Source organism: Fulvitalea axinellae (genome assembly GCF_036492835.1).
In the GTDB taxonomy this organism is placed as follows: Bacteria; Bacteroidota; Bacteroidia; order Cytophagales; family Cyclobacteriaceae; genus Fulvitalea; species Fulvitalea axinellae.
In genome coordinates this window covers 1,181,915-1,204,277 of sequence record NZ_AP025314.1, presented here as the reverse complement: position 1 = coordinate 1,204,277, position 22,363 = coordinate 1,181,915, and the positions used below count along the sequence as shown (strand labels likewise).

General features: G+C 48.2%; 11 protein-coding genes. 5 read left to right on the top strand and 6 right to left on the bottom strand.

What is annotated here, in order from left to right; genetic code table 11:
- Window positions 1-50 precede the first annotated feature (50 nt).
- From AABK39_RS04840 to thiD, 4 genes are all read left to right on the top strand, one after another.
- Window positions 51-1,709: an acetolactate synthase large subunit gene (locus AABK39_RS04840; RefSeq protein WP_338393784.1), complete on the top strand. Its 1,659-nt coding sequence runs from the start codon at window positions 51-53 to the stop codon at window positions 1,707-1,709.
- A gap of 607 nt (window positions 1,710-2,316) precedes the next feature.
- Entirely contained in the window at window positions 2,317-3,579 is a 1,263-nt protein-coding gene (gene hflX / locus AABK39_RS04835) for a GTPase HflX (RefSeq protein ID WP_338393783.1), read from the top strand.
- Between the two features lie 128 nt (window positions 3,580-3,707).
- The gene (locus AABK39_RS04830) at window positions 3,708-4,589 is read left to right on the top strand and encodes a UbiA family prenyltransferase (RefSeq protein ID WP_338393782.1); all 882 of its coding nucleotides are present in this window, start codon (window positions 3,708-3,710) and stop codon (window positions 4,587-4,589) included.
- A 10-nt stretch (window positions 4,590-4,599) separates the two neighbouring features.
- Window positions 4,600-5,424, top strand: coding sequence for a bifunctional hydroxymethylpyrimidine kinase/phosphomethylpyrimidine kinase (gene thiD, locus AABK39_RS04825; protein ID WP_338393781.1), 825 nt, complete (start codon window positions 4,600-4,602; stop codon window positions 5,422-5,424).
- 73 nt (window positions 5,425-5,497) lie between these two features.
- Here the strand turns inward: thiD and AABK39_RS04820 are convergent, their stop codons facing one another.
- From AABK39_RS04820 to AABK39_RS04805, 4 genes are all read right to left on the bottom strand, one after another.
- On the bottom strand, window positions 5,498-7,720 hold the full coding sequence (locus AABK39_RS04820) for an FAD-dependent oxidoreductase (RefSeq protein WP_338393780.1): 2,223 nt from the start codon (window positions 7,718-7,720) through the stop codon (window positions 5,498-5,500).
- 373 nt (window positions 7,721-8,093) lie between these two features.
- Complete coding sequence (locus AABK39_RS04815) at window positions 8,094-13,208, bottom strand: hypothetical protein (RefSeq protein ID WP_338393779.1); 5,115 nt, start codon at window positions 13,206-13,208, stop codon at window positions 8,094-8,096.
- A 591-nt stretch (window positions 13,209-13,799) separates the two neighbouring features.
- Window positions 13,800-14,477 carry a hypothetical protein gene (locus tag AABK39_RS04810; protein ID WP_338393778.1) on the bottom strand — a complete coding sequence of 226 codons (678 nt, stop codon included), beginning with the start codon at window positions 14,475-14,477 and terminating at the stop codon, window positions 13,800-13,802.
- Window positions 14,478-14,808: 331 nt separating this feature from the next.
- On the bottom strand, window positions 14,809-15,210 hold the full coding sequence (locus tag AABK39_RS04805; RefSeq protein ID WP_338393777.1) for a hypothetical protein: 402 nt from the start codon (window positions 15,208-15,210) through the stop codon (window positions 14,809-14,811).
- Between the two features lie 296 nt (window positions 15,211-15,506).
- On the opposite strand from AABK39_RS04805, the gene AABK39_RS04800 reads away from it, so the two are divergent.
- The gene (locus tag AABK39_RS04800) at window positions 15,507-16,967 is read left to right on the top strand and encodes a PAS domain-containing protein (protein ID WP_338393776.1); all 1,461 of its coding nucleotides are present in this window, start codon (window positions 15,507-15,509) and stop codon (window positions 16,965-16,967) included.
- Window positions 16,968-17,229: 262 nt separating this feature from the next.
- Here the strand turns inward: AABK39_RS04800 and AABK39_RS04795 are convergent, their stop codons facing one another.
- Complete coding sequence (locus AABK39_RS04795; RefSeq protein ID WP_338393775.1) at window positions 17,230-18,744, bottom strand: SusD/RagB family nutrient-binding outer membrane lipoprotein; 1,515 nt, start codon at window positions 18,742-18,744, stop codon at window positions 17,230-17,232.
- Between the two features lie 19 nt (window positions 18,745-18,763).
- On the bottom strand, window positions 18,764-22,252 hold the full coding sequence (locus tag AABK39_RS04790) for a SusC/RagA family TonB-linked outer membrane protein (RefSeq protein ID WP_338393774.1): 3,489 nt from the start codon (window positions 22,250-22,252) through the stop codon (window positions 18,764-18,766).
- Window positions 22,253-22,363: the final 111 nt, after the last annotated feature.

Here is a 22,363-nt window from a genome sequence, read left to right as displayed (position 1 = left end):
TCTATTGTCAAAAACCCAAACCCGGCCAAGGAATACCCGGTTAGACCTACATGAAAGCATCGGACGTTTTGGTAAAAGCCCTGGAAAACGAGGGCGTCAAGTATATTTTCGGTATTCCCGGCGAGGAAAACCTAGACTTTCTGGAATCGCTCCGCCACTCCGATATCCAGATGATCAACGTACGCCACGAAACCGTGGCCGGCTATATGGCCGCCACCGTAGGGCGCCTTACCGGCAAAGCCGGCGTGTGCCTGTCCACCCTCGGCCCCGGCGCGGCCAACCTGATGCCCGCCGCCGCTTACGGCACGCTGGGCGGGTGGCCGCTGATCCTTATCACCGGACAAAAAGCCGTGAAGAGCAACCCGCAAGGCCGGTTTCAGTTTATCGAGACCGACGACATGATGCAGGCCGTCACCAAATGGACAAAAACCGTATACGGTGCCGACAACATAGCCTGGATGACCCGCAACGCCTTCAAGATAGCCGAAGACGAGCGCCCGGGCGCCGTACACTTGGAACTGCCCGAAGACATAGCCAAAGAAGAACTGGAACCGCACTTTATCAAGCCCACCCACCCGAAAATACCCCTGGCCAACGACACTTGCCTCGGCCACTTGGCCGAAGAAGTGCTCAAGGCCAAGCGCCCGCTTATCTGCGTGGCCTCGGGCTGTAACCGCCGGCGCACCTCCGTGGCCGTCACCCGTTTTATTTGCGACACCGGCCTGCCGTTTATCAGCACCCAACTGGGTAAAGGCGTGATAGACGAGCGCCTGCCGGGCTTTATAGGCAACGTGTCCATGACGGACAAGATGATCGTGACCCGGGCCGTCGACGCCGCCGACCTGATCATTATGATAGGCCACGACGATTTCGAAAAACCGCCGTTCCGTATGCGTCCGGGCGGGCCCACCGTGGCCCATATCAATTACAGCGACGCCATAGTGGACCCCGAATACTACCCGCACGTGGAGGTAGTGGGAAATATCAGCGATATAATGGAACGGCTTACGCCTAAAATAGCGGGAAAGAAAAACGCTTGGGATTTCTCTTTCTTCGGAAAAGTAAAACGCACGCTCGACAAGACCATCATGGCTTGGGACCATGTGGAGGAATTCCCGATGTCGGCCCCGAAGATAGTCCGGGAAGTGCGCAAAGTACTGCCCGAAGACGGCATAGTGTGCCTCGACAACGGCATTTACAAAATCTGGTTCGCCCGAAACTACCAAGCCTGCCACTCCAATTCCCTGTTGCTTGACAACGCCTTGGCCACCATGGGCGCGGGGTTGGCCTCGGCCATGGCGGCCAAAATTGTCCACCCAAAGCGCAAAGTGCTCTGCGTGTGTGGCGACGGTGGCTTTATGATGCACTGCCAAGATTTGGAAACGGCTGTGCGCCTGAAGCTGGACCTGGTAATACTGATAGTTCGGGACGACGCCTTCGGGATGATCAAATGGAAACAGGCCAATATGGGCTTGCCCACCTACAACCTGGACTTCGGCAACCCGGATTTCGTACTCTTCGCCGAGGCGTTCGGAGCCGTGGGGCACCGTATCCACAGCGCCGAGCAATTCGCCGGCACCTTAGCCGAAGCGCTTGACTCCGGAGGCGTACACCTGATAGACTGCCCAGTGGATTATTCCCAAAACAGCGAACTCCTCAACAGACATTATAGGGATATCGCCTCAAGGCTGGATTTGCCTGAGGATTAAAAGGAAAGTCTATGGGTTTCGGTCCATTTATCAATAAGTATCACAAAGTAAATAGCAAAGCGTAAAGAGACTGTTCTGAAACAATATAAAACCGTATAAGACAACCGGTTACCCCTTCAAACATTCTTCGAAGCATAAACTATTTTACTGGATGCACTTACGATAACGCAAGGAGCCGTTACACTATAGTGTAAGGGTTCGTTACACCGTAGTGTAGGGATATAGTTACACGGTAGTGTAAGAGTCTGCTATACTATAGTGTAAGGGTCCTTTACACCGTAGTGTAGGGATATAGTTACACGGTAGTGTAAGAGTCCGCTATACTATAGTGTAAGGGTTCGCTACACTATAGTGTAACGAAAAAGCTCCAAGGCAATACGGCAATACCGCCGTATAAGCAGTCCTTTGGAGGGTTGCCCTGCCGATACCAGGCACGAGGGTACCGCCCAGACTTCGCCATTTCGGAATTTAGCCTTATCTTCGCAGTCCCGATTCGCCGGAACCCGACGTTCCGGCAACAATGCGAGGCCCGCTCCGCTTTTATTAACGCGCTTCCGGTAAACGGACAGTGGCCCGTTCAAACAAAAAACACTCTTTTACATCCCGTATGGCAAAAAGAAAAACATTCGATACTTCACCGGTCCGACAAACGGCCGTACTGGTGGCCGTCAGCGAGCCGGGCCAAAGCGACAAAAAAACGACGGAATACCTCGACGAGTTGGCTTTCCTGGCCGAAACTCTCGATATAGACACCAAGCACCGTTTCACCCAAAACCTTGACCATCCCGACAAGCGGACGTTTGTGGGAAAAGGCAAGCTTGAGGACGTTATGGCCTACGTAAAGGCCAAGGGCATCGACTGCGTAATCTTTGACGATGACCTGAGCCCGTCACAGCTCCGAAACCTGGAGAAAGAGGTAGGCAAAAAGATCTACGACCGAAGCCTTTTGATTCTGGATATTTTCCTGAAAAGGGCACAGACGGCGCAGGCCAAAACCCAAGTGGAATTGGCCAGACTCCAATACCTGCTTCCGCGCCTTACCCGCATGTGGACTCACCTTGAGCGCCAGCGAGGCGGCACGGGCACCCGTGGAGGTGCCGGCGAGAAAGAAATCGAGACCGACCGCCGGGCCATCCGCAACCAGATCACGGTATTGAAGCAGAAGCTCGCCAAGATAGACAAGCAGAACGAAACCCAGCGCAAAGGCCGCGACCGCCAGGTACGCGTAGCTTTGGTGGGGTATACCAACGTAGGCAAATCCACCATTATGCGGGCCATGGCCAAAGCCGATGTTTTCGCCGAAAACAAGCTCTTCGCTACCGTGGATTCAACCGTGCGCAAGGTGGTGATCCATAATATCCCGTTCCTGCTTTCCGATACCGTAGGGTTTATCCGCAAGCTTCCGCATACCTTGATCGAGTGTTTTAAATCCACCCTCGACGAAGTGCGCGAAGCCGATATCCTGCTCCACGTAGCCGACATCTCGAACGAGGCCCACGAAGACCACATCAGGGTAGTGAACCAGACGCTGGCCGAAATCGGCGCGGCTCACAAGCCGACCTTGTTGGTATTCAACAAAATGGACCAGTTCCGCAAAGAGCTGGCCGAAGAAGTGGCCAACGACGATCCGGACAATCCGGATTTTATGGATTTGGAGGAAAGGATCAACGGCACTACCGAGCGCCTGCGCAAAACCTACGACCAAGAAGACGACCAAGAAGTGGTATTCACTTCGGCGCTAGACAAGGAGAGCTTCGAGCCCCTGCGCCGCAAGACGTACGAGTACGCCAAAAAGCGCTACTACACGATCTTCCCGAACTATATGCAGACGGATTGGGATCCGTACGCCGAAGAAAACAACGCCGAATAAGCCTTGGCGCTTTCACGATACACAATCCCGGCCGATGGTCGGGATTTTTTGTATCCATACGCTTATACGGCGCCTCCACCGCTTGCCCTTGTGTAAGAAAAAACGTCAGGAATCCATAACTTAGCCCCGTGAACTCCGCCAAACAAATACAAGCCGACCGACCGACGCTACGCAACGGCCCAACCCCGCTGGCGCTTTTCGGGAAATTGGTCCGAAGCCAGATCTTTATCAGCTTGGCGGGAGCCTCTTTCTTTTTGGCTGGGCTAATACAGTTGGGGCACCAACCCACTACAGCGCATTGGCTCCGGGCTTTGCTGGTATTCGCCAGCACGGCTTTGGTTTATAATATCAATAACCTGATCCGCAAAACGGGACTGGAACGGACCGTCGCCAGACTGGTAAGGCTCATCCAACAGCACGCTTTGCGGTCGGTTTCCTTAGCGGCAGTGGCCGGCGCTGTCGGCTTTTATATGTCGTATGTATGGTTAGGCGTGGAGGAAACCCTGTTTTTGGCCGTGTTCGGCTTTCTCTCCCTGGCCTACAATTTCCCCGACGCCATTCCCTTCCGCAAACTACGTAGCTTACCATTGCTCAAAATCTTCCTGATAGCTTTGGTTTGGGCCAGTACGGGCGCGCTCTACCCGGCGCTTCTCACCGGCAAACTCGGCCAACCGGAGATCAACCAGCTATTCTGGGCCGAATTCCTGTTTATCTTCGCCATCACCCTCCCCTTCGATATCCGCGACTATTACTCCGACCGTCAGCTACAGCTACTTACCATCCCCGGCCTTATCGGCACCAAGAACACGAAATACTTGGCTCTGGTTTCTTGGCTCGGCTTCGTTGTCTTGGCTGTAAGTTTGGGAATTTCCCCTACGGGTTTGGCCTTGCTTAGCTTTCTTGGAGTTTACGCTATCGTCCGATCGGGGGCCGGCAGACACGCTTTGTTTTATACCGGGTTTATTGACGGGTTGATAATCCTATTCAGCGCCCTTTTAACCTTCCATTGAGATAATTGACATGAAAAAATACCCCAAAGCCCTAACCATAGCCGGATCCGACAGTGGCGGTGGCGCCGGTATCCAAGCCGACCTCAAGACTTTCTCGGCCTTGGGATGTTACGGCATGAGCGCCATTACGGCCGTTACGGCCCAAAACACTTTGGGAGTATCCGCCGTACATCCCGTTCCGCCCGCAGTGGTGGAGACGCAAATCAACGACGTGCTTTCCGACATCGGCGCCGACGCTATCAAAATCGGCATGTTACACTCGGCCCCCACCGTCTTGGCCGTAGCGAACGCTCTTGAACCATACCCGAATATTCCCATGGTTTTGGATCCTGTTTTGGCTTCCTCAAGTGGCCGGACGCTGATAGACGAAGAAGGAAAAATCGCCCTTGTGGAAAAACTCGCTCCGCAGATCACCCTACTGACTCCCAACCTCCCCGAAGCCGAAATTCTGTTAAGCCGAAACGTTGAGGAACAAAAAGATATGGAAGGCGCCGTGGGGGCTCTTTTGGAGCGGTTGCCTTGCCAGGCCATTCTTCTGAAAGGCGGACATCTGGAAGGCCAGCAACTAATGGATATTTTTATGGAACGGGGAAAAGCGCCGTTGAGATTTTACGCAAAAAAGACCGACACGCCGAACAAACACGGAACGGGCTGTACGCTTTCCTCGGCCGTCGCGGCTTATTTGGCCAAAGGGTTTTCGCTTGAAGACTCCGTAAAACACGGGCACGCATATTTGCAAGAAGCGATTGAGGCCGGTAAAGATTACGTAACCGGCAAAGGCCACGGGCCGGTAAACCATTTTTTCGGTCCCGAAAAACTGGGAGAAAAAGCGTAACCCGGTCATTCAAAAAAGAACGGACGCCAGCCAAAGGCCAAGCGTCCATTTTTTATTTCAATACACAAAAAACTTAACCGAAATCGTCACAATAAACCTGCTGGGGCTCAACGCCGGCGCTATCCAATATAGCACTCATCGACGTCAGGAAACCGCTGGTTCCCACCATATAATAACGGTGGTTGCGCAAATCGCCAAGGTGTTTTTCCATCAACTGGCGATTGAGCCGGCCTTCGGTTCCGGTAATGATCGGCACATATTGAAAACCCTTCAGGCTCACAGCCTCGAAGCGCTTGTGGTAAGCGGCTTCTTCCTTATGTCGGTTTGAATAGAAAAGAGTCACCCGGCCTTTGTGATTGCGTTTTTCCAGCTCCTTCAGCATAGGCAAAACCGGCGTGACTCCGATCCCGGCAATCAGGAACACGATGTTTTCGGAATCTTCCTCCAATACGAAATCTCCCATCGGGCTGTAAATGGTGGCCGTATCGCCGGGAGTCATTTGGTCGCAACTCCGCTTGAACGCGCTCGAACTTTTCCGCATGGCAAAACGCAAATCGGAATCGTCAGCATGGGAGGCGATGGACATACGGCGAATGGCCATATCCAAGCTATTGTCGGCCGGAGCATCCAATTGCAAAACGGCGTACTGCCCCGCCTCAAACCGGAAGTCTTCCGGCTTTTCGAACACCAATTCCATCGTGTCTTCCGCAACTTCTTTGCGCTCAATCAGCTTGACCACGCGTCCGTCATCATACGGCACAGGTGTCTCGGCAGAATCGACTTTACCTTCAAGCAATTTGGCGCAATAATAAGCGCTCAGAATGGCGCCGGTAAACCCTCCCCCCGGGAATGTCCAAGCCGAAGCGAAATACAGTCCCTTGACCGGCGATTGCAAATGAGGGCGGCTCATACCCGTTTGTCCAGGCATTTGCGCCCAGCCATAAGGACTCGCGTTGGTGTTGCCGGTAAAGCGGGCCAGAGTTTTGGCCGTCCCCACTTCATAATAATCAATAGCGTCACGGAATCCCGGCAGGTATTTCTCCATTCGGTCAAAAAAGGCATGCGCAGCCTCTTCTTTCCGCGTAGCGTATTCCTCATCCGACAAACCTTCCCACGCAGACAAGTGATCTACCGAGCATATAGTTCCCACACTTTTGCCTTCAGGCGCCAAGCCCGAATCTATTTGGCTATAGTCCAAGAAGGTGAACGTCCGCTCTGACCAAACCCCTTTCAGGTTATCCGCCAGGCCTTTGATAGACTGCAACTTATCCGACCCGACCATAGTCGAATAATTCCCCCAACCCAAGCTCTTCGGCGTTTTCTTAAATCCGATATACACCGTAATAAGCGAATTGAAGGGCTTGAGTCCCTTCATTGTTTTCTTTATCTTCTCTTTCTGCGGAGAAGGCAACATCTCGGCCACGGCCGGCATGGCGGCATTTCCGATCACCACATCGGCATCTGCCCGTTCCGACGGCGCATTTTCGTCAAAAGCGTTTCTGAAAACCACTCCCGAAGCCTTTCCGTTCTTGATCAGGATCTCCGTAGCCTTCTTTCCCAACAGCACTTTCCCGCCGTTTTCGTTTATCACTTTGGCCAAATGATCCGACAGCTTCTGTGACCCTCCTTTGATAAAATGACCGCCTCCGCCAAAATAACTGGCTTGGCCCAAGCCGAAATAAACCATAGAAGCCGTGTAAGGATCGTCATGATAATAGAAAATATTACCAAGCAGGATCAGCTTCAGCTTTTCATTTTTGATATTCTTATCCAACCACTCACCAACGGTAGCTCCATAAGTGGCTTTTGTCAGGCCCGGAAACAGGAACGGAATAGTTGGGAACATAAGCCTGTATTTCCAACGCTCCACCGGAAAGCGCGGTAATTCCTCAAGTATCTTGAAGATAAAATCAAAGAGCTTGTTGAGCCCTTTCCGATCCTCCGGAAACATTTCCCCCAGTTTCTTCAGCGCCTTCTCCCGGCCACCTTCCGGCAACACGAAATCAATATCTCCGCCTATGTAGCGATAAAATTCCGGGGTTTGCAAAAACTCCACATTGTCCGTCACGCCAAGCGTATCGAAAAGTTCACGCTTGATATCCCGGCACAAATACGTATCCATGGCATGAAGCCCAACCTCCATCAAATAATCCTTTCGCTTGAACGTTGTGGCGCACCCGCCTGGTACGTAATGCTGTTCCAACAGAAGAACCCGTTTACCTTTTTTGGAAAGAATAGCTCCAGTAGTTAGCCCTCCAAGCCCACCACCGATAATAACAGCATCATAATTAGACATAAACACATTTATTTATAAAAAAAACAAAAAACACAACTCAACAAGTCAGCACTACCACCCCTCACCTATAAACACAAAAATCAATTCATATTTTAATACAAAAACTAAGCAAAGAGATAAAATAATTATAAAAAATTCAATTCGCTGCGTTTAAAATCAAAAAATACAACATATAATACAATGAAAAATAAATAAAATACAAACATAAAGCCTTCTGGAAAGAAAAACCCATTTACTGAATAGTTATAAATTTTCCCCTAAAACAAAAATCCGAACAATACAGAAAAGTCAAGTAAAAAATGAACTCCAATAAACGCAAAAAGCCCCGTCAGCACAGCTGACGGGGCTTTTTCAAAAATGTAAGCAAGATTTCTTATCGCTTCACAAAACGACTTCGAAAACGACCACCCTCGGTAAGGAAAGTGTAAATTCCGGCCGGCAAACCCGAGACATCAATACTTCCACGAACAGCTGTTCCGTCTGCCACTTTCAATCCGCTATTATTTACGATTCGATATTCAAAACCACCCGAAAGGCCCTTAACATGAAGCATATCTTGCGCCGGATTCGGATACAAAGCCATTTCCAATTCCGGAACGGAAAGGGTTCTAGGATTAACAGTCAAAGTCCTTAGTTCAGACTCAGCCCGCTCATACAACCCGTCGCCTTTTTGCACCAGTCTAAGCGTAACTGTTCCGGTTTTTATGGCCGTCACTTTCATTCCGTCCAAATTCACTACCGGGTCATTTTCATCCTGGATCACTTCCAAGTCCAGAAACAAACCGCTACTGGCTTCGGCGCTTACGGTAAAGCTTTCGCCAACAATAAGTTTCGGCAATTCCTGTTTCCAGAACACGGACTGCGATCGTTTCAACACCTTCACTTCCTGGCTCAAAACCGCTCCAAGAAAATTATCCGTTTCGGCTTGGCGAACTTCAAGAATCGCCAAGCCCGGCTTAAGGGCCGTAACCCGACCGCTCGACACACTTAACACTTCGCTATCGGAAGCGGAAAACATCATTTCGGCGTCACTGTCCGAGCTTGAAGTCACCGTAAAACTAGCGTTGACCTCCATCGTTGCCAACACACCTTCCCAAGCCAGATTTGCGGGCGCTTTACGCACGATAAGTCGCAAATTGATTTCAAAAGGAAGATAACGCTCCGTATCCTCAGGAGTGAACAGCACTTTCACATCATACTCGCCGGCATCGGGCTTCATATCCGGAGCCACAAAAGCGAAACTACCCGGCACGTTCGCTTGACCTCCAGTCAGCTGACTGTCCCCCACTTTCTGTCCGTACGTGATGTCCGACAAACTCGGAGCAGTTACCAATTGGGCGCTTTGCCTAATCAGTACCGTGACCGAATGTGTTTTCGAGGATTCATAATTTCCGTTCGCTTCTTGCCAAAAACTCAATCGGGCCTCGCCTCCTTTTACAGCAGTAACTATCAATCCGTCAATCGTAATCAAATCCGGGGTTGTCGTAGTAAGTTTAACGCTTCCCTCGCTATCGCTCGTAAATTCCAGCATTTCGGAATTTCCAATGCCTAATTTTTCGAACGTATTCGTCCAAACCAAAGTCGGAACAGCTTTATGAACAGTCAACGGAACATCGATCTCAAAAGAAAGATAACGCTCCGTATCCTCAGGGGTGAACAGCACTTTCACCTTATGCTCGCCGGCATTGGGCTTCATATCCGGATCCACAAAAGCGAAACTACCCGAAACGTCCGCCTGGCCTCCAGTCAGTTCGCTGTCTCCCACATTCTGCCCGTACGTTATGGCCGACAGACTCGGGGCCGTGATAAGCTTAGCGCTTTTCTTGATCAGTATCGTAACCGAATGAACTTCCGAGGCCTTATACTTTTCATTCTCTTCCTGCTTTACGCTAAGTTGCGCATCGCCTCCTTTTACGGCCGTTATTTTCAGTCCGTCTATGGTTAACAAATCCGGAGTGGAAGTAGTAAGCGAAATCGGAGCGTTGCTATCGGTCGTTATATCCAATGTCAATGAATTCCCTATTCCGAGTTTGTCAATCGGATTGTTCCAGACGAAATTTGACTCCCGCTTTTTAACTACTATCATACGTTTTTCAGCCCAACGTTCGTAGCTTTTATTCGTCGGTTCAAAACGTATATTTATTTCATGAGTACCTTCGGGAAGTGTTTCTTCCCCGTTTTTGATATAGAGTTTTCCGCCAACGCTCATACGGCCGCCCGTAAGCGATTCAGATGTTTTTTGCCCGACAAAAATATCTTCCGTAACAACATCTTCCTCAACGGTCACTTTACGCAAACTAAGAGTTATCGCCTCGCTGGTAAGGCTCAGGTCCGGAAAAGCTTCATTAGTCATAACGCAACGGTATTCGCCCGAACGATGAAACTTAAAAAAACCGGGACTTGTAGGCTCTACGTTCCAATCGTCCATGGTTCGCTCGCCTTCTTTCCATTCAAATTTTGTCGGGTAGTCCGCATCGCCTTTTTGCCGGCTCAAATGAACTGTCCCCAGAGATTCCGATAAAAAGCTCGGCGTAATTACGGGAGTCTGATTAGTGTAAATCCCGGCCTTATCGACCAGAACTTTTACCTCAAACAGATCCTGAAAATCCAGCTTATTGCCTCTCAAATCAAAATGACGCAAATACCTACCGTGCGAACCATTTCTCATATACGCAATTTGGTTGTTCGAGCAATCTATATACTCAAAGCTACCATGATAATTGAGCCGAATCTCGCTCAACTGGTTATCGGAACAATCCAGACGTTTCAAATCACCGCTGGGAGGCAATTTCAGTTCCGTCAACTGATTATCCGAGCACTCCAAAACATTCAGATAGCGTAACGCTTGAATGTCGAGACTACTGAGTTTATTGTTATTGGCCTTTAACGTCGTAAGAATCAAAAGGTGGCTCACCGAAAGGTTTTCGATCTGGTTGTTTTCGAAATTCAGATAAAACAACGCCGAAAGTTTAGAAATATCAATTGTCGTGAGTTTGTTATCTGAAACATCAAGAGACACAAGATTGGAAGTCGTCCCGAAATCAATCGAAGCCAATTGGTTTTTCGAACAATTGAGAGAGGTGAGCGTACCCGTTGTCGGCAAAACCAGATTAGTCAGCTTGTTGTCCGCACATTCCAACGAAAGCAACTTCGATTCTTCCGAAAGATCCAGCGAGCCTTCCAACTTATTTTCCGAGCAGTCAAGCACCAACATTCCATATGTATCGGGCAAGGTTATCCTGGTCAGGGAGTTTTGGCGAACGCGCAGATCGGTAAGTTTGTCAAAAGCCGAAAGATCGAGCTGCCCAACAAGTTTCTTCCCGTTCAAATTCAACCCGACAACCCGCTTCGGGTCCTCATCATTCCAACTTACGCCTTCCCAATCCTTTGTAGGCACGGAGGCGGTCCAGTTGAGTTGATTTTCAGAATCATGCGTGGCTTTTAACGCTTTCAAAGTCTGCAAATCGGAAGGTTCGAAACCTAACTTTACGGTTATCGGCTGGGTGCGGAGCGTCATTCCGGGGAAGGATCCGTTGGTCATTTGACAATAGAATTCGCCTTTTTCGTGAAAAACGAAAACTCCCTGACCAGCCTGAGTCACGGCGTCACCGGCCGGGCTATCGTCGCTTTTGAACCAAGTAAAATCGGTAGCTTGCCCAAGAATATTGGCTTCCGCCGAATAATCCACCGTCTCCGAGGCCAGAATTGTCGCCGGTTCTAAAACGCTTTCTTGTTCGGAAATATCAAGATAGCTGATTTTGTCCCTATTAGGAATCGTAGCCAGGGAACTGAATGGCAAAGCGTTGCCTTGGACGTACAACATAAACAGGTTGGTAAATTCCGAAAGGTCAAGCTTATGTAAAGAACCCTCCTGAAGCTGCAGTCTGCGAATTTTGACCGTCGAAGGAAACTTGATGCTTTCGAATTTACCATAAGCGAGTTCCACATCATTCAACTCGGGAAAGACCGAAAGGTCAATGGAGCTAACCTTCAATGACCTCAAACTCAAACGCTCAAGTTTGGGGATTTGCTCCAAGACAAGTTTTGTGCTTTGGTGAGCGGAAAATTCAAGGCGGGTAAGCTCAGGCAAATTACGGAAAGTCGCCGCCTTCATCGACGCAGTCAAATTCAAACTCTTTAATAAAGGCATATTTTCAAAAACAACCTCACTAAGCCTATACGGGTGCATCGAGAATTTTTCAAGTTTTTCGAAAACACTGAAATCGATTTTTCCCCGATTTTTAATGGAGCCGGCCAGTTCTTTTACACGTTTAGGTGTTTCGTCGGTCCAGACTACTCCGTTCCAAGTCAACGGATCGACTCCATCCGCCCAATTGATATTATTCGTAGACTCTCCATAGCGGATAGCGAGCAGATTTTTATAATCCTCGGTATGAAAACCTGCGGGAGGGTTGGATTCGAAAACCACCACGGGTTGCGTTTTCAAACCTGTACCGTTACCGAGATCGGGAAAAAGCGGATTCTTCATCCGAAGGAAAAAAGTGCCGGTCTCGGTAAACGTAAACCTGCCGCCTCCATCGTTTTGCACTGAGGTTACAGGCTCACCGTTCTCACCGTTGAACCAGAGAAACTCAGTGGCCTGGCCTTCTCGCTCCGCTTCTTTCGAATAATCCAATACACCGCCTAACGGAACGCTCATTTTTGAAAGCACGGTTCCGTTAGTTACGTATTTGTAAGTCGTCCACTGCTCTTGCTTCAAGGGCAGGGAGCTGATAAGCAAATCATTGTTTGTAATATCAACGTAGGTGAGCTTTGGGTTCCCGGAAAGGTCCAGCCCGGCAAAACTATTACCGACAGCCCTTATCTCAGTAAGTTCGGGAAACTGGCCAAAGAATTTCGGATCATCGAACTTAAGATAAGACATCCGTATGGACGTGATGTGAGCAAATTCCGAAAGCGGAATAGCATCCAACGACATCCGTTCTACAAACAACTGCCTCACTTTTCCAATATCACTCATTTCCAACGAATTGAGACCCATATATTTAAAAGCAATCGATTCAAGATTGGGCAGATTCCTCAACTTGATATCCCTTATGGAAGAACTTGTCCCTCCAATCTCCAACTCCCTCAAACCAAACAAATTCGCAACCTCGACAGCCTCGGTATCCATGTCGATTTTCAGATGCTCAAGCTTGGTCAGCTTATCATATTTGACCGAGGTAACGAAAGGCGTATAGATTCTCAACCTCCTCAGGTTCGGAAGGCTATTCAGATCAATATCACCCGTCATATCATTCCGGCTGATATAAAGGGAAGTAAGCCGCTTCGGCTCCTCGTCGTTCCAGCTAATGCGGTACCAGTCTTTCACCGGCTTTTCGGCGCTCCAGTTGTAGCTGTCTTTCGTATCGTACTTGGCTTTCAGAGCCAACAAAGCCTGTACGTCCTCTTCGGAGTAGGTTTGGGCCTGAGCCACAACGCCTGTTAAGAGTAGACAGACAACGAGCAGTTTGTTAAAAATTGACATTGTTTCAGGGGTAACAGTCTGATTTAATCGAATCAAAAGGAAAAAATAAAGCTACAGACCACACAAAAAAATACACACCCTCGTTCAAGGGGTTTTCAGATCACTGTTTTCAGGGGTACACAAAAAATCGGGCACAAAAAAACCGGGCCTCCAAAGGAAACCCGGTGACAACGAATATCTAACCGGCACCCACTTCTCTACCAACTTCACGGCCGGCGACACTGTCAAATTCACTATCTCAACGCTCAAAACTCTCTCGTGACAGTGCCTATCCTTTGTCAACAATCACGGTAGCTTTCGGTCAACTTCACAATCCATCCCTTCGCCGAAACCTGATACCGCACTGTTCTTAATCTTCTTCGCTATAACGACACGCAAAGAAACGATCCGGTTGCCTAATCTCAAAAAAATAATAAAAATAATTTTCGAGAATAACACCCAAAACACTATACACAAAGCGTTTTAGGAGAAAAACACCACCCGTAAGTATGGTTTTAAATTAGAATAATACCAAAACAATTATAACTTCACCAAAAAAGAAGGGACGCCTTCTGCCCTCGGCGTCCCTTTGGTTTTATAATTTTTCTCGTTTTATCCAGCCGGTACTTCCACTTCTTCCAAAGTAGTCACCACCGCCTGACCACGCTCGCCACCCTCTTGAATCAAAGCCCTTACCGAGATAATATCCTCGATATGATAAGCCGGAGGATTACGAAACTCTTCGCCAGCATGATAAGGCTCCGAACCGTCGATCTGATCACGGAAAAGAGTCCCGTGCGAAAGGTGCAAGTAGTCGTCCTGATCATCAGCCATTAATTTGGCCACCACTTTCGCTACGTTTACCAAAGTAGCCGTAACAAGATTGGCTTTGCTAGCCGCCACGCCCGCCATTTGGGCGATACTACCGATACCGCTAACGGCATCCTTTACTTCTTGGTTGCCAATAAGCGTTTTCAGTTGTGCGCCGACGTCCCGGCCAGTCTGGTCGCTTTCCATATAGTAAAGCGCGTAAGAGACAAAGCTTCCCGGCTTTTTGGGGCCGTAAAACATAAAGCCGTCTCCGCCGAAGTGGTGCCACGACCACTTTTTCAGGTTCGGGATAACGGTGGAAACACCGAAACTCAAAGCCGTCTGGGGGTTAGCCAAACCGCTTTCGTCGATGGCCACGGAAACGATGTACACTTCGTTTCGGCCAAGATCGGCGCCGTGGCGCAATCGGAATTTTGGAATGGTCAACGCAATCTGGTCGCGTGTCGGGTCGAATTCCATAACTCAATTTCTTTTGGTTGAAAAATGAAACTGACACAATATACCCGGACCTATATTATCTTTCATTTCAAAAACACAGACAAAATCACACTAGGCAAACCCGCTCAAACCAACACCAATAACTCATTGAATACTTTGTATTTACACACAAAACCCACTTCAATAGCAAGCACGGAAAGCCTATTGCAATTTGCTATTATTTTATCATCAACAAGTGGCCAAACTGTCACCGAAAATCTGGTTTCAATCGCCAATTACTCACATCGACATCTCTTTTGAGTGAGCCATTTAAGCAAAAATTCTCTTAATAGTTTCTTTCATCAGGAGGGCTTTATTTCCTCCCCAATCGCCGACCGATTGACGCCAACAACCCCATCCTTTCAAAGGAAGCGACTCCACTTTCCTGTTCCAAAAACAACAGAAGACTTTCGGCTTTTTCCAACAACTCCTTTTCCTTATCCGTCCCCGTTTGGGCATCGGCGTCAGCCAACAGAAGCTTGGCCATATATTCCGCTTTCAGAAAGCCCTCTTCGTCTTTCCCAAACTCCTTTTCCGGCTCCCAATCGCCCCGAAAATACGCCCGGTCTTTACCGAAAAACTCCGTATAAGCTTTTTCCAGTTCTTTTTCCGAATTCTCCGTATTGTCATCGTTTCTGCCGTGCATTATCCGGTCCAACGCCGCTGTCAGCGTCTGAATCCAGCGCATCATTAAGTCCCTCTCTCGTCTAATCATATTTTTGTTGATCCTAACAAAGACCCATTTCCCTTTTACCTTCCCCCGCACTCAATATCCTACTTCCTTTCTCTCAAAACAACTTCACCCCTGTTTTCCAACAAACATCCTATTTTGAAAAAAACACACATGTAAGCGATACCATTAAAACTTAAATAAAATCGTTTATAATTAAATTATTCAAATTCTTAATCATTTATAAATGAGAAAAACGCTATTTCATTTTCAAATTACACCTTACTGTTAATATATTAACTAAAACAATCAACAATCACTCAAAATACTTTTTCTTCATAATGCTTTTCGAAGTACACGCAAAGCGCTTCCTAGCCATAAAAGGAGGCGCCTTACTCGTCATGGGAGGCCTGTCCCTAAACGCCTTCGCCAGCGGAAGCTACTCCCTCGCCGTTTTCTTATTCGTATTCCTAATCTTCGGAGCGATGGAATCTTACGCTGTCCACCAACATTTCCATTTGGAATTGCCAAGAATAGCAAGCCTTTCGAATGCGGAAGGACAAACCTGCGGCAATATCCGGAACAGTAACCTAAAAATCGTTGCGACGAAGCTTCAAAACGCCCAACGTGATATTAAGGTAACCACTGACATTTTGGAACAAAGCCTAAAAGGCGAAACGGAAATCCCAAAAACTGACGGAATCTCGACAGATCTCGGCCTTAGCCTAAGCAACTTGCTGAAACATCTGCATGCGGAAAGATCAAAAAACGAAATCCGCAACTGGCAACGCGACGGGCTGGCTAAATTCGGTAACATACTACGTGAACAAAGGGGGCTTTCCCAAATTGGAGACCGGATACTCAAGGAGACGATCAAGTTGCTCGGCATGAACCAGGGAGCCTTTTATCTCGCCGACGAGGACGAAAAAATTCTCCGTACGGAGTCCGTTTTCGCCTACGGCAAAAAGAAATATGTCAAAGACCGGATTGCCTTCGGGCAAGGCCTAGCGGGACAGGCTTACTTGGAAGCGGAGCCGACTTACCTAACGGAAGTGCCTGAGAACTACATCCAAATCACTTCCGGACTGGGCAAAGCCCTTCCCCGGCACATCATAATTATGCCTTGCAAACACAACGGAAAAGTGGTCGCAATTTTAGAGCTCGCCTCTTTCTCAGAACCGGAAGAATACAAACGGGAATTTCTTGCCCAACTCTCGGAACAAATAGCGGCGGCCGTAAACAACATAATCACTAACGACCGTACGGAACGCTTGCTAGAAGAGTCCATGTCAATGCACACCGAACTAGAGGCCCAGACAGAAGAGCTCAGACAGAACATGGAGGAGCTTTTGGCTTCTCAGGAAGAGCTGGAAAGCCAAAAAAGGGAAAGCGATAAGATCAGGAGGGAATTGGAAGCCCGCATGCGGATACTCGACAAAACCATGTTGCTTACCGAATCCGATCCGTTCGGGTCTTTCACCTACGCCAACGACCGCTTCGAAGAGGTGGCCGGTTACACCGAACAGGAATGCTTAGGCAAACCGCACAGCATACTCCGCCACCCGGACAACTCAAAAGACATGTTCAAAAAAATGTGGAGCACCATAAAATCCGGAGACGTTTTCCGTGGGCAATTTCCCAATTTAGGCAAAGACGGAAAAGTTTATTGGGTGGACGCCACCATCGCCGGCGTTTTTGACGAAAACGGAAAGGTTGAAAAATATATCAGCGCACGTTTCGATATCACCGCCTACAAACAACGTGAGCGTGAGCTTGAATCGCTATTGCGAAAGGCCGGGTAATAAATTCGCCTATCTATTTTCTTAGGGAAATATTTTCCAATAAAAGCAAAAAGGGCCAAGGCCCTTTTCGCATAGCGCACAACAAAAGCGGGCAAACAAAAGTAAAGCCCATCAAAAGTAAGGGAAGCCTAAAAGGCTTCCCCTCTCCAAACACAATCAGTAATTATAAATCGAATAGAGTACCATCAACGATGCGGAGCAAACTGTTCGCCAAACACTACTTCAGACTATGTCCGCATCTTGGCACTTAATGCTTAAAATCTTATTTATTGTCCCACCACACACGGTAGAGGAAGCTGTTTCCGTCGGTTTTGTCTATGGCTTGTTGGTAATATTCCGGGTTAAACGTACCCTGCTTAACCGGATATTTCACTCGGCGCGGCATCACACCGTTAGTTTCACCGAGGTTATAGTTCAGCCCGTCTTCCACGGCTTGGCGTTGCTTGATCTCCGGATAGCCTGAACGACGTCCCTCCGCATAAGCCTCAAAATGGTTGCAGAACAAAGACACCCATTTTTGCTCCATGATCTGACGATACTTCTCTTCGGTGGTTCCCGAAAGCGTCGCGATATCCTTAGCCATAAAAGCCTCAATTTCCGCTTCACCATACTTTGGCTGGGCTTCCGGTACACGGCCTCTGTCAATCCATTGATACGACCAATAGTTCAATGACGATTCCACACCTTTACGGTACCATTCATTCGCCATAGTCTCATCCTTGGCCATACCTATACCACGCAAGTAAGCCTCGGCTTTCAAGAAACACATCTCCGAATACAAGAATACTGGCGTAGGCACCCATTTTTCGTATGTCTGTTCTCCTATATATGAGTAATCATCAAGGTCATTCACAGACTCCGCTCCATTTGGAAATCCATTAAACTCATCAGTATCTCTCACTGTCATCGCCATTACGGCCAAGCGCGGATCCTCATTATCTTTAAGGAAATTCACCAACTGTCCGCCAGTGTACGCCCTGTTACCAGATTGCAGATCTCCGTACATTGGGTTTTCGTAACCGATGTCTGTAGAGTTTTCCCAAATGGCGGAATTCTCTTCACTGTCGATAAGATCCAAACCCTGAACATCACTGATCACGTCCGCAGCCAAATCCGGCGCCACATTACTTAAACGCATAGCCAAACGGAAACGCAAACTGTTCGCAAACCGTTTCCATTTCATAAGATCACCTTGATAAACGCGATCAGCTCCCGTCATATCCAGCACAGCCTTTCCTTCAAGTAGGCTTACCGCTTCCTCAAGCTTTGCCAACAAATCCTTATAGATGGCTTCTTGGCTATCATAAGGCGTTTTCTCAACCACTTCACCATCCACAAATGTTGACGCAGTGAAATAAGGGACGTCACCGTACACATCGGTCAAGCGACTAAAAGCCAAAGCCTTTCCAATAAGCGTCAAAGCACGTACAGATTGCTCGTTTGCGTCTTCGGTATTTTCAGTTCTTCTAAGGACATCGCCAAAGTCACTATTCATCAAATAAACTCCATCCCACAACCCTGTACTAGAAGCTGAAAAATCCTCGTATTCGTACTGAAGAGTGTTCAACCTTGATACATGATGGATCCATTCGCCACAAACAGTGTTTCCGAACCCGGCATCGCTTACGTAAGTTTTTTTCAACGTAGCGTTAAGCAAGTAAACCGGTTTCGTCTCATCAAGCTGGTTAAGGCCACGGTTTACGTCGTCAAAATCCTTGTCAGTGCAGGCGGCCAAGGCAAAAGCCAACAAGCCCGCTTTGATATATTTTCGCATCATCGTTTCTTGTTTTAGTCTTTTACAGGCGTACTTTCACGTTGAAATTAAACGACCGGCTTGCAGGCCAATACCCTTTTTCGATACCATAAGTATTTGTTGCCGTAGTGCTACGGTACAATTCCGGATCATAGTGTTCCGTCTCACGATAAAGTATCCAAAGGTTTCTGCCCACTACCGAGAAGTCGATGCTTTGGAATGGAGTTTTCTCAACCAAACGTTTTGGCAATCTGTAAGTGAGTGACAACTGACGGAACTTCACGTACGAAGCATCCTCAATCACATGCTCACCAATTTTTCTCATGCCGTCCCAGAATTTATATGGGTTTGCGTAATAGGCGTTATCACCCGAGTTGGCTGTTCCGTCCTCAAATACGGAGTTACCTACCCAAAGGTCCACACCACCCGTAGGCACCCAGTCAGAAGGGCTTCCGGCGGCACGGCGAGCCTCCTCTGATTCGATCCACTCTTGACGACCGTTCAAAGAAGCCACTGAGTTACCTTGCTCATCATACGAGACATTCGTGTTAGAGATGATATTGCCACCCATCGACACGTCTATCTGAGCAGATAGCGTAAGCCCTTTATAGCTAACCGTATTGGTCAATGACCCCGTCCAGTCAGGCTCAACTTTACCGAGATGCACATTCGGGTCATCAGAACGCATAGGAATACCTTTGCTATCCACCATTACGTTTCCGTCATCGTCACGCTTGAAAGACACACCACGGATAATCGGGAATGGCTCGCCTTCAACCAATGCGGTATGCGCATACTTACCACCGCCAAGAACAAACGAGTCTTGGCCATCAAGATCCAATACCTCGGATTTCGCTTTGTTGTATGCGGCGTTGATTCTCCATGAAAAATTGTCAGTGGTGATCGGGTTAAGTCCAAGCATCAATTCGATACCTCTGTTTCTTACCTCTCCACCGTTCACTACACGGTATCTGTACCCCGACACGGTCGAGATTTGCTTCCTTGGCAAAATCTGGTTTTTAGTAACCGCATTGTAGTAAGTAGCGTCCAAAGTTGCCAACCCGTTGAAGAAACGCAAATCAGCACCGATTTCCAACGAAGTCATTCTTTCCGGCAACAAGCCTTCGAAGGCCAATACATCATCGTTAGTCACGAGAATCTCACCATTAGGCGATTGGATCAAGTTATAGCTTTGGTTGATAACGCCAGCTTGCGTTCCGTTTCCTACCTCTGCCCAAGAAGCCCTAAACTTACCGAAAGAAAGTATGCTCTGGTCTTCGATAAATTCCGAGAACACTATACTACCCGTAACAGATGGATAGTCGAATCTGCGATTTTCTTCGGAAAGCGTAGAACTCCAATCGCTACGGCCTGTCGCTTCCAAGAAATAAATATTCTGATAAGAAAGTTGAAGCGAAGCGAATATCGAGTTTACAACCTCGTCCGAATCACCATAAGTCGTGGCTTGCTCTTTCGTATTGTTGATGGTGTTCAGGTCGCTCATCTTGAAGCCCCTGCCCACAAAAGAACTCGTATGGCTAGACCTACGGTACTGCGAAGCGCCCGCCGTTCCGCCGATAGTAAAGTCACCGCCAAGCAAATCTTTTTGTCCGCTGATCAAAAGGTCTGTCGTGGATGTTTTACGGTAACCTTCCTTAAACTCATAACGCCCTTCTTGAGCACCCCAACGCGATCCTTCCGAGAAAGCGGCGTGGTTTTCAAAATCAGTTTGGTCAAAACTATGGCGCAAACTAGCGTTCAGGCTTTCAAAAATCTTGTAGTTCAGCTTAAAGCTTCCCACCAAACGGCGACGCTTATCCGAGTTACTGTTTTGGTACAATGCCCAGTAAGGGTTACCGATATAACTTGTTGTAGACCAGATTACTTGCTCACCGTCAGCGAAGTATTTATTTCCCCAATCTTTTCCGGATGGGCCATATTTGTAGTTACGAAGATCCGAGTCATAAAAACTACGGGGCCCTTTGGCTAACTGCGTATAAGCCGACGGACCATAACCCGTTGACATACGGTTTCTGGCCGACTGCTCTACAAAATTCAATTTTCCATCAATAGAGAACCGGTCCGTCACATCTTGCGTAACCCGCAAAGAGACACCCGTTTTCGACCATTCGCTATTCGGCACATATTCCGAAGACTCCTGATTCAGGAAAGACAAGTAATACGTAGCCTTGTCAGAACCGTAAGACATCGAAACGTTATGATCGACACGTACACCTGTACGGAAAATATCTTTGTAGTTGTCTTCCTGCGGGCTGTATTTACGGATAGGATTTCCACGCAACCAAGCTACGTGAACGTCTTGGCCTTCCATTTTCGGCCCCCAAGATTCATCTTTGGTTCCACCGCCAATCACCGGAATGCCGTCTTCGGCCACACCATCATAGAATCCGACTTTACTGGATCCCGCTTTTCCTTGACCGTAAACGTTCTGCAAGTCAGGGAATACATAAGCGTCGTTTAGTGTAACGCCACCTTTATAAGAAAGACCTATTCCTTTGTCTCTAAGTCGTTTCTTGGTGGTTATTACCAATACACCCGTAGCGGCTTTAGCTCCATAAAGGGCCGCGGCGTTTGCGCCTTTCAGTACCGTAACGCTTTCGATATCTTCGGGGTTGATATCGGAAATACCCGAACCGCGGTCAAAACCTTCGGCAGAGTTACCCTGTCCGAAATCGCCACTGTCGTAAATAACACCATCGACAACGATCAACGCTTGGTTATTACCGGCAATCGAAGAATTACCACGCAAAACCACAGACTGCGAACCGTTAGATCCCGCAGAAGTGTTGCCGATACTCAAACCGGCCACTTTACCTTGAAGACCGTTCACCACGTTGGTCTCTCCCGTATTTGTGATTTCGCTTGACTTAACTTCCGTCACGGCATAACCCAAAGCTTTTTTCTCACGCTTGATACCCAAAGCGGTCACCACCACTTCGCCAAGCTCGGTTACGTCTTCTGTAAGCGACACCTTAAGATCTGACATTGGTCCGTCCACTTGCATTTCCTCGTTGCTGAATCCGACATACGAGAACTCAAGGACAGAGCCCATAGGGGCCATTAACGTAAAGTTTCCCTCAAAGTCAGTGATGGTTCCCAAATCGGCGTTGCCACGCACGCGAATATTCGCACCGGGAATCTCTTCACCGTCCGAATCCAGCACTTTTCCGCTGATCTTTACTTTTTTGTCCTGCTGCGGTGCCTTTGATTTGGGCGTGATCACTATTCTGTCACCCTTTATTTTATAAGAAAGATTGCGGGGCGTCAGGATCGTGTCCAAAACTTGTTCCAGCGGAGCGTTCTTCAGGTCAAGCGACACCACCGTTTTGGTATTGATCACCGTCGAATTGTGGAAAAATTCGTAGCCGGTCTGCTTTTCAATACTTTCCAGCACCGATTTTAAAGTTTTGGCCTTGGCGCTAATCGTTACCAGACCGTCTTTTTCCTTCGCATTCGCAAGATTTGGGCTTAGGCCCGTCGCCAAAAAGGCAAAAAGGAATGCCAGGCTCATAAATTTTCTTATGAGCTTTTTTTCGTAAAGCTTTTTTACCATAACTTTAGTTTGAACTTCAAAAAAATGTCTCGGCTTCAGTCGCCAAACAGTGGCCGGGACAAAGAAACA